This window comes from Streptomyces sp. NPDC058284 (genome assembly GCF_042881135.1).
GTDB lineage: Bacteria > Actinomycetota > Actinomycetes > Streptomycetales > Streptomycetaceae > Streptomyces.
The window spans coordinates 12,603-26,051 of the sequence record NZ_JBHVYE010000018.1; the positions used below are offsets into that span (position 1 = coordinate 12,603).

General features: G+C 68.0%; 13 protein-coding genes. 5 read left to right on the forward strand and 8 right to left on the reverse strand.

Features of this window, described 5'->3' with window-relative positions; all coding sequences use genetic code 11:
* Positions 1-201: 201 nt before the first annotated feature.
* The 8 genes from ACFVYR_RS24050 to rpmH all read right to left on the reverse strand — a co-directional run bounded on the left by ACFVYR_RS24050 (position 202) and on the right by rpmH (position 6,234).
* Positions 202-1,317, reverse strand: a complete 1,116-nt coding sequence (locus ACFVYR_RS24050; protein ID WP_384252530.1) for a ParB/RepB/Spo0J family partition protein — start codon at positions 1,315-1,317, stop codon at positions 202-204.
* Positions 1,314-2,390: a ParA family protein gene (locus ACFVYR_RS24055; RefSeq protein ID WP_384252527.1), complete on the reverse strand. Its 1,077-nt coding sequence runs from the start codon at positions 2,388-2,390 to the stop codon at positions 1,314-1,316. Before ACFVYR_RS24055 ends, ACFVYR_RS24050 begins: the two co-directional genes overlap by 4 nt.
* Positions 2,391-2,674: 284 nt before the next feature.
* Complete coding sequence (gene rsmG / locus ACFVYR_RS24060; protein ID WP_384252524.1) at positions 2,675-3,391, reverse strand: 16S rRNA (guanine(527)-N(7))-methyltransferase RsmG; 717 nt, start codon at positions 3,389-3,391, stop codon at positions 2,675-2,677.
* 100 nt (positions 3,392-3,491) lie between these two features.
* A complete protein-coding gene (locus ACFVYR_RS24065) occupies positions 3,492-4,007 on the reverse strand; it encodes a protein jag (protein WP_384252522.1) in 516 nt (171 codons plus the stop codon).
* 14 nt (positions 4,008-4,021) lie between these two features.
* Positions 4,022-5,347, reverse strand: coding sequence for a membrane protein insertase YidC (gene yidC, locus ACFVYR_RS24070; protein ID WP_384252519.1), 1,326 nt, complete (start codon positions 5,345-5,347; stop codon positions 4,022-4,024).
* Between the two features lie 3 nt (positions 5,348-5,350).
* Complete coding sequence (gene yidD / locus ACFVYR_RS24075; protein WP_384252516.1) at positions 5,351-5,707, reverse strand: membrane protein insertion efficiency factor YidD; 357 nt, start codon at positions 5,705-5,707, stop codon at positions 5,351-5,353.
* A complete protein-coding gene (gene rnpA, locus ACFVYR_RS24080) occupies positions 5,704-6,075 on the reverse strand; it encodes a ribonuclease P protein component (RefSeq protein WP_384252513.1) in 372 nt (123 codons plus the stop codon). The genes yidD and rnpA overlap by 4 nt, the downstream gene beginning before the upstream one ends.
* Before the next feature lie 21 nt (positions 6,076-6,096).
* Positions 6,097-6,234 (reverse strand): 50S ribosomal protein L34, encoded by a 138-nt coding sequence (gene rpmH / locus ACFVYR_RS24085; RefSeq protein ID WP_006381191.1) that lies wholly within the window; start codon positions 6,232-6,234, stop codon positions 6,097-6,099.
* 367 nt (positions 6,235-6,601) lie between these two features.
* Between rpmH and dnaA the strand changes: the two genes are divergently transcribed.
* The 5 genes from dnaA to ACFVYR_RS24110 all read left to right on the forward strand — a co-directional run bounded on the left by dnaA (position 6,602) and on the right by ACFVYR_RS24110 (position 13,335).
* Positions 6,602-8,482, forward strand: a complete 1,881-nt coding sequence (gene dnaA, locus ACFVYR_RS24090; RefSeq protein ID WP_384252510.1) for a chromosomal replication initiator protein DnaA — start codon at positions 6,602-6,604, stop codon at positions 8,480-8,482.
* Positions 8,483-9,473: 991 nt separating this feature from the next.
* Positions 9,474-10,604, forward strand: a complete 1,131-nt coding sequence (dnaN, locus tag ACFVYR_RS24095) for a DNA polymerase III subunit beta (protein ID WP_384252507.1) — start codon at positions 9,474-9,476, stop codon at positions 10,602-10,604.
* 89 nt (positions 10,605-10,693) lie between these two features.
* Positions 10,694-11,578, forward strand: coding sequence for a phosphogluconate dehydrogenase (NAD(+)-dependent, decarboxylating) (gnd, locus tag ACFVYR_RS24100; protein ID WP_384252505.1), 885 nt, complete (start codon positions 10,694-10,696; stop codon positions 11,576-11,578).
* An 81-nt stretch (positions 11,579-11,659) separates the two neighbouring features.
* Positions 11,660-12,781 (forward strand): DNA replication/repair protein RecF, encoded by a 1,122-nt coding sequence (gene recF / locus ACFVYR_RS24105; protein ID WP_384252503.1) that lies wholly within the window; start codon positions 11,660-11,662, stop codon positions 12,779-12,781.
* On the forward strand, positions 12,778-13,335 hold the full coding sequence (locus ACFVYR_RS24110) for a DUF721 domain-containing protein (RefSeq protein WP_384252500.1): 558 nt from the start codon (positions 12,778-12,780) through the stop codon (positions 13,333-13,335). The genes recF and ACFVYR_RS24110 overlap by 4 nt, the downstream gene beginning before the upstream one ends.
* Positions 13,336-13,449: the final 114 nt, after the last annotated feature.

A 13,449-nucleotide genomic window follows, 5' to 3' on the forward strand; every position in this document is an offset into this window, starting at 1 on the left:
GGCCTGCGGTCATCAGTCCGGTGCGGCCCATCTCTCGCATGGCCCCTGCCTCCCCTATGAGGTGCCGTCAGGTGGATGCGCCATACCTGAACGCATCGTATCCACGATGTGATTGCACCGAAACCGTAGGAAAGCAAAGAGCGGGCCGTGTTCCGGTACACACCGGACACGGCCCGCTCTCGCGGTGCCGACCTACGAGGCTCAGCCCTTGTCGTTCTCGGACGCGTCTTCCGAGTTCACCTCGGCAAGCCCGTTCTTCAGCACCGGCCCTTCGCCCGGGGCGAGTGAGCTGAGGATGCGCTCCAGGTCCTCCAGAGAAGCGAAGTCAACGACGATCTTCCCCTTCTTCTGGCCGAGGTCCACCCGGACCCGCGTCTCGAACCGGTCCGAGAGCCGGGTGGCGAGCTTGTTCAGCGCCGGCGAGACCAGGGCGCCGGCACGCGGCCCCTTGGCCTTCGGAGCGCGCTGGGGGCGCGAACCCATGAGGGTCACGATCTCCTCGACAGCACGCACCGAGAGACCTTCGGCCACGATGCGGAGCGCGAGCCGGTCCTGCTCCTCCGAGTCCTCGACGGAAAGCAACGCACGGGCATGCCCTGCGGAGAGGACCCCGGCAGCGACCCGGTTCTGCACCGTCGGCGAGAGCTTCAGCAGTCGCAGCGTGTTGGAGACCTGCGGGCGGGACCGGCCGATGCGGTCGGCCAGCTGGTCATGCGTGCAGTTGAAGTCCTTGAGCAACTGGTCGTAGGCCGCAGCCTCTTCCAGCGGATTCAGCTGGGCCCGGTGCAGGTTCTCGAGCAACGCGTCCAGAAGGAGCTTGTCGTCCTCCGTTGCCCGCACGATGGCGGGGATGCGCTCCAAACCGGCTTCCCGGCAGGCTCGCCAGCGCCGCTCGCCCATGATGAGCTCATAGCGCGCGGGACCCACCTGCCGTACGACGACCGGCTGGAGCAGGCCAACCTCCTTGATGGAGGTCACCAGCTCGGCGAGAGCGTCCTCGTCAAACACCGCTCGCGGCTGCTGCGGATTGGGCGTGATGACGTCCAGCGGCAGCTCGGCGAAGTGTGCACCGGCGACTGTCTCCGGCACCTCCATGGACTGCTGGGGCGGCTCCGCTGTTTCACGTGAAACAGGTGCAACAGGGCTCTGGGGAAGCGACGTCACCTTCGCGGCCGCCACGCCGCGCTCGGCAGTCAGTACCGGAACTGCCGAGGGAGAGGTCGAGGGTCCCGCGCTGTGCGAGGGCTGCTTCTCCGTCGGGGCTGCAGGAATCAGGGCGCCGAGGCCTCGGCCCAATCCCCTCCGTCGTTCGCTCACTGCATCCCCTCCGTCATGCTGTGCTGGTCTTTCTGAGCGCCCATGTGGGCGTGCTGGACGTCGTAGTGCACTCCGACTCCCCGCAGTGCGATCTCTCGCGCCGCTTCGAAGTAGGAGAGGGCACCGCTCGATCCCGGATCGTAGGTGAGCACCGTCTGGCCGTAGCTGGGGGCCTCGGAGATGCGAACCGATCGCGGAATGCTCGTCCGCAGGACCTCCTCACCGAAGTGGCTGCGCACCTCGTCCGCCACCTGGGAGGCAAGACGGGTCCTGCCGTCGTACATGGTGAGCAGGATCGTCGACACGTGCAGGTTCGGGTTGAGGTGGCCCCGTACCAGGTCGACGTTGCGCAGAAGCTGACCGAGCCCTTCCAGCGCGTAGTACTCGCACTGGATCGGGATCAGCACCTCCGCGCCCGCCACCAGCGCGTTGACCGTCAGAAGGCCGAGGGACGGCGGGCAGTCGATGAGGATGTAGTCCAACGGCTGCTCGTACGCCTGGATCGCCCGCTGTAGTCGGCTCTCCCGCGCCACCAGTGACACCAGCTCGATCTCCGCACCGGCGAGATCGATGGTGGCCGGGGCGCAGAAGAGTCCTTCGACATCAGTCACCGGCTGGACGACGTCGGAGAGCGGCTTGCTCTCGACCAGGACGTCGTAGATGGACGGTACTTCGGCGTGATGGTCGATACCGAGAGCCGTGGAGGCGTTTCCCTGCGGGTCTAGGTCGATCACCAGGACGCGGGCACCGTGCAGAGCGAGCGAGGCGGCGAGATTGACGGTCGTCGTCGTCTTGCCCACTCCGCCCTTCTGGTTGGCGACCACCATGACGCGGGTCTGCTCGGGACGCGGCAGGCCTTCGCCTGCGCGGCCAAGCGCTTCCACAGCCAGTTGGGCAGCACGACCGATGGGGGTGTCGTCCATCGGGGGCGGTGTTTCACGTGAAACATCCTCCCCCGCCGACTCGGTACGGGGACCGGGGACCGGATCGGTCATCGGTCCCGCGATGTTGGCGTCGGACCGCAAGGATTCACTCTCCTCGACATCAGGCTCGCAATGAACAGAGCCTCCCATGCTTTGAGGGTCATGAACCAGCGAGGCCGGGTCTTCTGTGGACGAATCCACCTCTGTGGACAACTCCGTGCCCTTATCGAGGGAACCGAGTGGTCGGCGGTCGCGAGGTTCCGCAGCGCGGCCGCGACTGATGATGCCATGCAGCAGTGAGCGACGTTTCACGTGAAACACGATGCACGGCAGCCGGGGTGCCGCTGGCGCGACACCCCGGTATGCGTACGTTTGACAGCTTTTGTGGAGTACGGCTCGTCGTCAGGACGGATCAACAACGGCAGCCGGAGCGTTCATCGGCGACGACGAGTACGGCCGGTGCGAGCGGCCTTGGCCCGCTTGGCCGCGAAACGTACACCGCCGGGGCTCTCCCCGACCTCGACGCGGACAACCGTGGACTGCGGGTCCACCACGCCCTGACCGACGTGCAGCACCGAGGTGCCCACCGCGCCGAGCTTGCTCAGGGCAGCACCCGCCGCCTTGACCTCCTCCTCGGCGGTATCGCCCTTCAGGAGCAGCATCTGCCCGTACGGGCGGAGCAGCGGTACGCCCCAGGCCGCCAGGCGGTCCAACGGTGCGACGGCCCGCGCGGTCACCACGTGGACCGGCGGCAGCTTGCCGAGGACTTCCTCAGCGCGCCCCCGCACGACCGTCACATGGTCGAGGCCGAGCAGCTCCACGACCTCGTTGAGGAAGTTCGTACGCCGCAGCAACGGCTCAAGGAGCGTGATCTTCAGGTCCGGCCGGACTAGGGCCAGCGGGATACCCGGCAGCCCGGCACCCGAGCCGACATCGCACACGCTGACGTTCTCGGGCACGACCTCGGACAGCACGGCGCAGTTCAGCAGGTGCCGTTCCCACAGCCGTGGCACCTCGCGCGGGCCGATCAGTCCTCGCTGCACTCCCGCATCGGCCAGCAGTTCCGCGTACCGGACCGCGTCCGAGAAGCGATCGCCGAAAACCGTCCGGGCCTCTTCCGGCGCCGGGGGGAGCTCCGCTGCCTCCGTCACGGGGACCGTCCTTCCGTACCGCACTGGGGGTGGCTGTCTATCAGGCTGACAAAGATCGGCCCCGCCTGCGAACAGACGGGGCCGGGAGACGCTGTGCCGGTCAGGCAGGGAGGACGACGACGAAGCGCTGCGGCTCCTCGCCCTCGGACTCGCTGCGCAGGCCGGCGGCCTTGACCGCGTCGTGCACGACCTTGCGCTCGAACGGCGTCATCGGCTCGAGCTTGGTCGGCTCGCCGGAGCTCTTCACCTCGGCCGCGGCCTTGGCGCCCAGCTCCGAGAGCTCCTCGCGCTTCTTGGCGCGGTAACCCGCGATGTCCAGCATCAGGCGGCTGCGGTCGCCGGTCTCGCGGTGGACGGCGAGACGCGTGAGCTCCTGGAGAGCTTCCAGGACCTCGCCGTCACGCCCGACCAGCTTCTGCAGATCGCGGCTGCTGGAGTCGCTGATGATCGAAACAGCGGCCCGGTCGGCCTCGACGTCCATGTCGATGTCGCCGTCGAGGTCGGCGATGTCGAGCAGACCCTCGAGGTAATCCGCCGCGATCTCACCCTCCTGCTCGAGGTGGGTGAGGGTGTCGCCGGCCTCAGCTGCGGCGGAGGTGGTGGTGCCTTCCGTCACTGGATGGGCTCCTTCTACTTCTTGGAGGACGGGTGCTTGGGCCGCTGCTGGCCCTTGCGCTGCTGTCCCGACTTGGCTCGGCTGCGCTGACCGGCGCCGGGCTGATTGCCCTGGCTGCCCTGCTTGCTGGCGCCACCGGTCGGCTTGGTCTTGGGGGCGTCGTCCTCGGGCTCGGCCTCGGTCTTCTCCAGCGAAGTCTTCGTCTCGGAGGAGACATCGGCCTTGGTGGCACCGGCCGCCGCCTGCGTCGTGGCGGACTGACGCTTGGACTTGCTCTGGCGCTTGGGCTGCTGGCGCTTCGCGGCGCCGCCGACAGGAGTGCCGTCCTCGGTTTCGGTGACGACGGCGGTGTCAGCCTCCACCACGGTGCCGTCGGCCTGGGCCGAGAGGCCCGCCTTGGTCAGACCGTTGATGAACTTGCGCTCGAACTCGTTGCGGTCGCGGCCCTTGGCGACGATCGCCTTGATGACGTTCGTGTTGCCACGACCCCGCACCTTCTTGGTGTGCGTGATCTGCTTCTGCAGGCGCTCCAGGAACGCGGCCTGGGCCTTGGAGCCCGGAGTCGGGTTGCGGCGGATCACGAACATCTGCTGGCCCATGGTCCAGACGTTGGTGGTCAGCCAGTAGACGAGGACACCGACCGGGAAGTTGATGCCGAAGACGGCGAACATGACCGGGAAGACGTACATCAGCATCTTCTGCTGCTGCATGAACGGCGTCTTGACCGTGGTGTCCACGTTCTTCGTCATCAGCTGGCGCTGCGTGAAGAACTGCGACGCCGACATCATGATGATCATGATCGCGGTGACGACCCGGACATCCGTCAGAGTGGCACCGAGGGAGGCGACCTTGTCCGCGCTGTCGGTGAACTTCGCCGCCAGCGGGGCGCCGACGATGTGCGCCTTACGCGCGCTCTCCAGGAGCTGATCGTCGATGACGCCGATCGTCTTGCCGGTCGCGATGCCGTTGAGCACGTGGTACAGGGCGAAGAAGAACGGCGACTGCGCCAGGATGGGAAGGCACGAGGAGAGCGGGTTGGTACCCGACTCCTTGTACAGCTTCATCATCTCTTCGGACTGGCGCTGCTTGTCGCTCTTGTAGCGCTCCTGGATCTTCTTCATCTCGGGCTGCAGCGTCTGCATCGCCCGAGTCGCCTTGATCTGCTTCACGAAGAGCGGAATCAGGCAGATCCGGATCAGAATCACCAGGGACACGATGGACAGACCCCAGGCCCAGCCCGTGTCGGGACCGAAGATCTTCCCGTACACCGAGTGGAACTGGACGATGACCCACGAAACTGGTGTCGTGATAAAGCTGAAGAGACTGGCAATCGTGTCCACTAATCAAGCTCCTTGAGCATGGGACGGGGTCTCGGTCTCGGCAGCCGTTCCCGGGGGAAGGTCCCCGGTCGGCGCACCTGCGGCGGAGGGCCCGCCCTTGCGTTCGCGCCAGGCAGCGCGCAGCATCTCGTGCCACCGCGGACGCTTGCGCGGCGGAACATGGTCGACACCACCGAGCGACCACGGGTTGCACCGCAGGATGCGCCAGGCAGTGAGCGCCGTTCCCTTGATCGCACCGTGCCGGTCGATGGCCAGGTAGCCGTAGCGGGAACACGACGGGTAGTACTTGCACACCGGGCCCAGAAGCGGACTGATCGTCCACTGGTACAGCTTGATCAGAGCCAGCAGCGGGTACTTCATCGCGCGCCCCCTCCCAGCAACCGCTCCAAGGCGGCATCCAGGTCTCGGGCCAGCTGTGCATGGTCGGCGTCGCCCGCTCCGGGCAGCGCTCGTACTACTACCAGGCTACCGGGGGGCACCTTGGCCAACCGGTCGCGCATCAGATGACGCAGTCTGCGCTTCACGGTGTTGCGTACGACCGCGATGCCCACGGCCTTGCTGACGACGAAACCCGCACGTGTCGGGGGAGAGCTCTCCCCTGGCACGTGCGGGTCCGTTGCGCCGCTACGTAGATGGACGACGAGAAGCGGGCGTCCGGCCCGGCGTCCTCGGCGTACCGCGGTCGCGAAGTCTTCGCGCCGCCTCAGCCGATGCTCGGTAGGCAGCACGACGTCATGACCTGACTGATATCAGGCGGACAGGCTGGCGCGACCCTTGCCACGACGGTTGGCGAGGATCGCGCGGCCGGCGCGGGTGCGCATCCGCAGGCGGAAGCCGTGGGTCTTGGCGCGACGGCGGTTGTTCGGCTGGAAGGTGCGCTTGCTCACTCGGGGGCTCCAGAAATGATCGTGTGGTGGCGGGACATCGCCTGGCTGTCACCGTGCGCCCACGAGAAGCTCGCGAATACGCACCGAGTGCACCGCTTCACAATCACAGATCGTGATCTTTGCCCATCGGAGGCAGGCGGCAGCAGCCATCGACAACTCGACCTGGTCACGGTACGCGGGGCTACGCCATCCGGTCAAACCGGCCGCCAGAGGGAGACACTGTGCACAGCCTGTGGACAACAACTTGAACCCTACGGGTCGCCCTGACTACCGTGACGGAACTCCGATTCGTTCCCTTCCTTCTCCCCATCCCGATTTCCGTCCCGAGAACCACACGTTCGTGGGACCCCGTGAGAGAGCGTGCCCTGTGGCTGACGTACCTGCCGATCTTGCCGCAGTGTGGCCACGAGTTCTGGAACATCTGCTGGGTGAGGGCCGCGGGCAGGGCGTCGAGGCGAAGGACGAGCGGTGGCTCCGGAGCTGTCAGCCCCTGGCGCTCGTCGCCGACACCGCGCTGCTGGCCGTCCCGAACGAATTCGCCAAGGGCGTACTGGAAGGCCGTCTCGCGCCCGTGGTGAGCGAGACCCTGAGCCGCGAGTGCGGCCGCCCGATCCGGATCGCCATCACCGTCGACGACTCCGTCGGTGAACCCGGTGGCCCGCCGGCTCCGCCGCACCAGCAGCACCCCTCTCCGCAACACCAGCAGCATCACCAGCAGCGGTATGAAGAGCCCGAGCTGCCGCCTTCCTCCGGCCAGGGGCACGACTCCTACGAGAGCTACGGCCGCCGGCCCTCGGACGACCACCAGGGCGGTTCCCGGTCCGACCAGATGCCGACCGCACGCCCCGCCTACCCGGAGTACCAGCGCCCGTCCCCCGGCGCCTGGCCGCAGCAGCCCCCGCCGCAGGACGACTACGGCTGGCAGCAACCGCGGCTCGGCTTCCCCGAGCGCGACCCGTACGCGAATCCGGTGCAGCAGCCGCAGCACGACTACCGCTCGCAGCCGCCGCAGGAACGTTCGCCGTACGAGCAGCGCTCCGAGCCGCAGGACCGGCGCGAGCGCCACGACATGTCCGAGCCGCCCGGCGGCCACCGGGGCGGCGGCCACGGCGGCCACGGCGTGCACAGGGGTGGGCCGGTCGGGCCCACCTCGTCCAGTGGCGCCCCCGGGCCACTCGCCGCACAGCCGGCGCCCGCGACGGGCCCCGGCGAGCCCACCGCTCGCCTCAACCCGAAGTACCTCTTCGACACCTTCGTCATCGGCGCGTCGAACCGTTTCGCGCACGCGGCCGCGGTCGCCGTCGCCGAGGCGCCCGCGAAGGCGTACAACCCGCTCTTCATCTACGGCGAGTCCGGGCTCGGGAAAACGCACCTGCTGCACGCGATCGGGCACTACGCCCGCAGCCTCTACCCCGGCACGCGAGTGCGCTACGTGAGCTCGGAGGAGTTCACCAACGAGTTCATCAACTCCATCCGCGACGGCAAGGGCGACAGCTTCCGCAAGCGCTACCGCGAGATGGACATCCTGCTCGTCGACGACATCCAGTTCCTCGCGGACAAGGAGTCGACGCAGGAGGAGTTCTTCCACACGTTCAACACCCTCCACAACGCGAACAAGCAGATCGTGCTCTCCAGTGACCGGCCGCCCAAGCAGCTGGTCACCCTTGAGGACAGGCTGCGCAACCGCTTCGAGTGGGGACTGATCACCGACGTCCAGCCGCCGGAGCTCGAGACGCGGATCGCGATCCTCCGTAAGAAGGCGGTGCAGGAGCAGCTCAACGCCCCGCCGGAGGTGCTCGAGTTCATCGCGTCGCGGATCTCGCGGAACATCCGTGAGCTGGAGGGCGCGCTGATCCGGGTCACCGCGTTCGCGTCGCTGAATCGGCAGCCGGTGGACCTGGGGCTCACCGAGATCGTCCTCAAGGACCTGATCCCGGGCGGTGAGGACGCGGCCCCGGAGATCACCGCGACGGCCATCATGGCGGCGACCGCCGACTACTTCGGTCTGACGGTGGACGACCTGTGCGGATCGTCGCGCAGCCGGGTACTGGTGACGGCCCGGCAGATCGCCATGTACCTGTGCCGGGAGCTGACCGATCTCTCCTTGCCGAAGATCGGTGCCCAGTTCGGGGGGCGCGACCACACGACCGTCATGCACGCGGACCGCAAGATCCGCGCCCTGATGGCGGAGCGTCGATCCATCTACAACCAGGTCACCGAGCTCACCAACCGCATCAAGAACGGCTGACGTCGGCCGCGACACGTCACTGAGGGCGTTCCGGGACAACCAACTCCTGGGGCGCCCTTTTTCGTTGTCCACGCGCGCGTGGAGGGCGATTCACGCGCGCATGGAGGGTGCTTTGAGGGCTGCAGGGTCCCGTTCTGAGGGCTGCCGGGTTCCGTTCCGGGCGCGGCGCACCGTACAGAGATGTCGTACGGCCGCCTCTCGCTGTTCGATTTCCCCTGCTCATACGGCTGTTCTCCACAGATGTGCCGACTTTCTGCCGTCCACACCCTGGGGACCGGGAAGTTGTCCAGACCCTGTCCACAGGGAGCCCTGCTGAGAGATCATCAGGCCAGGTCAGTCGGCTGTGGATTCGTGGACGACGAGTCTCCACAGCCTGTGGAGGAAATCTTCGTCCACAGCCTGTGGAGAAAGTTGTCCACCGGCGGCCCACAGGCTGCGACGTGTTGTCCCCAGCTTTCCTCAGCTTCTCCACACGGCTGTCCACTGTTCGGCAACGCAACGCGCTCTCTCACCGGGTCGAGTGAAAGGCGTCACACCAAGGTGCTTGGTTGGCCTGTGGGGAAGCTGGGTAAAGCTGGGGACAGTGCTGGGGAGAAGTGGCCCCTGCCTGTGCACCGGGTGTGCAGAACTTTCGCCCGTCCACAGAAACACCTGGTTGTCCACCGGTCCCGCCCACAGGCGCAGTGGATAAAAAACCGGGCCTGACCAGCGCTTTCGCGGTTATCCACGGTTTCCACAGGCCCTACTACTACTGACAACTAGAGAGTCCGGGGAATTCGTTTCGAAGTGGGGCCTGTGCACAACTCGCGCTCCGGAGCTCCAGCACCACTCGCCACGACTTGACCCCGACAGGCAACGACTGTCAGTGCGGTGCGTCAGACTGTTCCCCGGTGTCCTTCCCACGGCATGGCTGAGAGACACCGAGTCAGACGACGAGGGCCACAGGTCCAGCGGGCGAGAGCAGCCAGCAACAGCAGGAGGGCGGCTAACGGTGAAGATCCGGGTTGAACGCGACGTACTCGCGGAGGCGGTGGCCTGGGCGGCGCGCAGCCTCCCGGCCCGGCCGCCTGCGCCCGTCCTCGCAGGCCTGCTGCTGAAGGCCGAGGAAGGCGCACTGAGCCTGTCGAGCTTCGACTACGAGGTCTCGGCGCGTGTCTCGGTGGACGCGGAGATCGACGAGGAAGGCACCGTCCTGGTGTCGGGCCGGCTGCTCGCGGACATCTGCCGCGCGCTCCCCAACCGCCCGGTGGAGATCTCCACAGACGGTGTACGGGCGACGGTCGTCTGCGGCTCCTCCCGGTTCACACTCCACACACTTCCTGTGGAGGAGTACCCCGCGCTGCCGCAGATGCCGACCGCCACGGGCACCGTCCCCGGTGAGGTCTTCGCTTCGGCCGCCTCCCAGGTGGCCATCGCCGCGGGCCGCGACGACACGCTGCCCGTGCTGACCGGTGTGCGCATCGAGATCGAGGGCGACACGGTCACCCTGGCCTCCACCGACCGCTACCGCTTCGCGGTCCGCGAGTTCCTGTGGAAGCCGGAGAACCCCGAGGCGTCCGCGGTGGCCCTGGTGCCCGCCAAGACGCTCCTGGACACCGCCAAGGCGCTCACGAGCGGCGACACGGTCACCCTGGCCCTGTCAGGATCGGGTGCCGGCGAGGGCCTGATCGGTTTCGAGGGCGCCGGACGGCGTACGACCACGCGTCTCCTCGAGGGTGACCTGCCGAAGTACCGCACGCTCTTCCCGACCGAGTTCAACTCGGTGGCCGTGATCGAGACCGCCCCCTTCGTGGAGGCCGTCAAGCGTGTGGCCCTGGTCGCCGAGCGGAACACCCCGGTGCGGCTCAGCTTCGAGCAGGGCGTGCTGATCCTGGAAGCGGGCTCCAGCGACGACGCACAGGCTGTGGAAAGGGTCGACGCCCAGCTGGACGGCGACGACATCTCGATCGCCTTCAACCCGACCTTCCTGCTCGACGGCCTCAGCGCCATCGACTCCCCGGTCGCCCAGCTGTCGTTCACGACGTCGACGAAGCCCGCGCTCCTGAGCGGCAGGCCGGCCGTCGACGCGGAGGCGGACGACGCCTACAAGTACCTGATCATGCCCGTACGTCTGAGCGGCTGAGCCCACAGGTGTGAGCGTGTGTCCGGGCGTAGGCTCGGGCACAGGTACGAAAGTGCCGTAACGCCACCTCGCTAGTGAAGGAACCTCTGATGGAGCTCGGTCTCGTCGGCCTCGGCAAGATGGGCGGCAACATGCGCGAGCGCATCCGCCGCGCAGGTCACACCGTCATCGGATACGACCGCAACCCGGACCTCGCGGATGTCGCCAGCCTCGAAGAGCTGGTCGGCAAGCTCAAGGGCCCGCGGGTGGTGTGGGTGATGGTCCCGGCCGGGGGCCCGACCCAGGCCACCATCGACGAGCTCTCCGAGCTGCTGCAGCCCGGCGACGTCGTCGTGGACGGTGGAAACTCCCGCTGGACGGACGACGAGAAGCACGCCGAGGAGCTGAAGGCCAAGGGCATCGGCTTCGTCGACTGCGGCGTCTCAGGCGGCGTCTGGGGCCTCAAGAACGGTTACGCGCTGATGTACGGCGGCGACGCCGAGGACATCGCGAAGGTCCAGCCCATCTTCGACGCGCTCAAGCCCGAGGGGGACTTCGGTTCCGTCCACGCGGGCAAGGTCGGCGCGGGCCACTTCTCGAAGATGGTCCACAACGGCATCGAGTACGCGATGATGCAGGCCTACGCCGAGGGCTGGGAGCTCCTGGAGAAGGTCGACTCGGTCACGGACGTCCGTGAGGTCTTCCGCTCCTGGCAGGAGGGCACGGTCATCCGTTCCTGGCTGCTCGACCTCGCGGTCAACGCCCTGGACGACGACGAGCACCTGGAGAAGCTGCGCGGCTTCGCGCAGGACTCCGGGGAGGGCCGCTGGACGGTGGAGGCCGCCATCGACAACGCCGTGCCGCTGCCCGCGATCACGGCCTCGCTCTTCGCCCGGTTCGCCTCGCGCCAGGACGACTCCCCGCAGATGAAGATGATCGCCGCGCTGCGCAACCAGTTCGGCGGTCACGCGGTGGAGTCCAAGAGCGAGAACTGATCCACAGCCTGTGGGGAACTCCAGCGGTTTCCCACAGGCCTCGAAGCAAGTGAAGTAGGCCGGGGGAGGTCGGCGCACACCATGCACGTCACGCATCTCTCGCTGGCCGACTTCCGGTCGTACGCCCGGGTCGAGGTCCCTCTCGACCCGGGCGTCACCGCGTTCGTGGGACCCAACGGCCAGGGCAAGACCAACCTCGTCGAGGCCGTCGGCTACCTCGCCACGCTGGGCAGCCACCGTGTCTCGTCGGACGCCCCCCTGGTGCGCATGGGCGCCGAGCGCGCCGTCATCAGGGCCGCGGTCCGCCAGGGCGAGCGCCAGCAGCTGATCGAGCTCGAGCTCAACCCCGGCAGGGCCAACCGCGCCCGCATCAACAGGTCATCGCAGGTCAGACCACGCGATGTGCTGGGGATCGTCCGTACGGTGCTGTTCGCGCCCGAGGACCTCGCGTTGATCAAGGGTGACCCCGGGGAGCGGCGGCGCTTCCTCGACGAGCTGATCACGGCGCGCTCCCCGCGCATGGCGGGCGTCCGCTCCGACTACGACCGCGTACTGAAACAGCGCAACACCCTCCTGAAGTCGGCCGCCCTCGCCCGGCGCCACGGCGGTCGCTCCATGGACCTGTCCACGCTCGACGTCTGGGACCAGCACCTCGCGCGGGTGGGCGCCGAACTCCTCGCCCAGCGGCTCGACCTGATCTCTGCGCTCCAGCCGCTGGCCGACAAGGCGTACGAACAGCTGGCGCCCGGCGGCGGCCCCGTCTCCCTGGAGTACAAGCCCTCGGCGCCCGGCAGCGGGCACACGCGCGAGGCGCTCTACGAACAGCTGACCGCCGCCCTGGAAGAGGCCCGCAAGCAGGAGATCGAGCGGGGTGTCACCCTGGTCGGCCCGCACCGTGACGACCTCGTCCTCAAGCTGGGCCAGCTCCCTGCGAAGGGGTACGCGAGCCACGGCGAGTCCTGGTCGTACGCCCTGGCGCTGCGCCTCGCCTCGTACGACCTCCTGAGGGCCGAGGGCAACGAACCGGTGCTCGTCCTCGACGACGTCTTCGCGGAGCTCGACGCGCGCCGCAGGGAGCGTCTGGCGGAGCTTGTGGCGCCGGGCGAGCAGGTGCTGGTCACCGCGGCTGTGGGCGACGACGTGCCGGGTGTCCTGGCCGGCACCCGGTTCGCGGTCTCGGACGGCGCGGTGGAACGCGTATGAGCACCGAGGAGCCCGCCAAGGGCGGCGCCGGTGACGCGGGCACGCCGAAGACCCCCGAGCCCTCCGGTGTCGACCTCGCCCGGGTCGCCCTGCGGGCCGCGAAAGAACAGGCACGCGCGCGTGGGGACGCCGCGCAGCAGAAGAAGCAGGCACGGCGGGGCGGACTGCGGTCCGGCGCGCGCGCCGACGGACGCGACCCGCTGCCGCTGGGTTCCGCGATCAATCGCCTGATCACCGAGCGTGGCTGGGAGACGCCGGCCGCGGTGGGCGGCGTGATGGGGCGCTGGCCACAGATCGTCGGCGACGACCTGGCCAACCACTGCGTCCCGCAGAGGTACGACGAGGACGAGCGCGTCCTGACCGTGCAGTGCGACTCGACGGCCTGGGCGACGCAGCTCCGCCTCATGGCCCCGCAACTCGTCGCGCGCCTCAACGAGGACCTGGGCCACGGCACCGTACGCCTCATCAAGGTGCTCGGCCCCCAGGGCCCCACGCACCGCTTCGGACCCTTGCGCGCACCGGGAAGCACGGGTCCCGGCGACACCTACGGCTGAGGCCGTCGGCGACGGTAGCTGGGGGTTGACGGCCCGAAGCGCTGAGTGCCGCTGTGAGCCCTTTGGAGCCCCGTTCCGCATATGGGGAGTCGGCCGAGTCCCGTTCAGGACGGC

Excerpts from the sequence above, each read along its gene's own strand:
- ACFVYR_RS24055 (WP_384252527.1), bottom strand. The coding sequence starts at position 2,390 with ATGGGAGGCTCTGTTCATTGCGAGCCTGATGTCGAGGAGAGTGAATCC.
- yidD (WP_384252516.1), bottom strand. The coding sequence starts at position 5,707 with ATGAAGTACCCGCTGCTGGCTCTGATCAAGCTGTACCAGTGGACGATC.
- gnd (WP_384252505.1), top strand. The coding sequence starts at position 10,694 with ATGGAGCTCGGTCTCGTCGGCCTCGGCAAGATGGGCGGCAACATGCGC.
- recF (WP_384252503.1), top strand. The coding sequence starts at position 11,660 with ATGCACGTCACGCATCTCTCGCTGGCCGACTTCCGGTCGTACGCCCGG.
- ACFVYR_RS24110 (WP_384252500.1), top strand. The coding sequence starts at position 12,778 with ATGAGCACCGAGGAGCCCGCCAAGGGCGGCGCCGGTGACGCGGGCACG.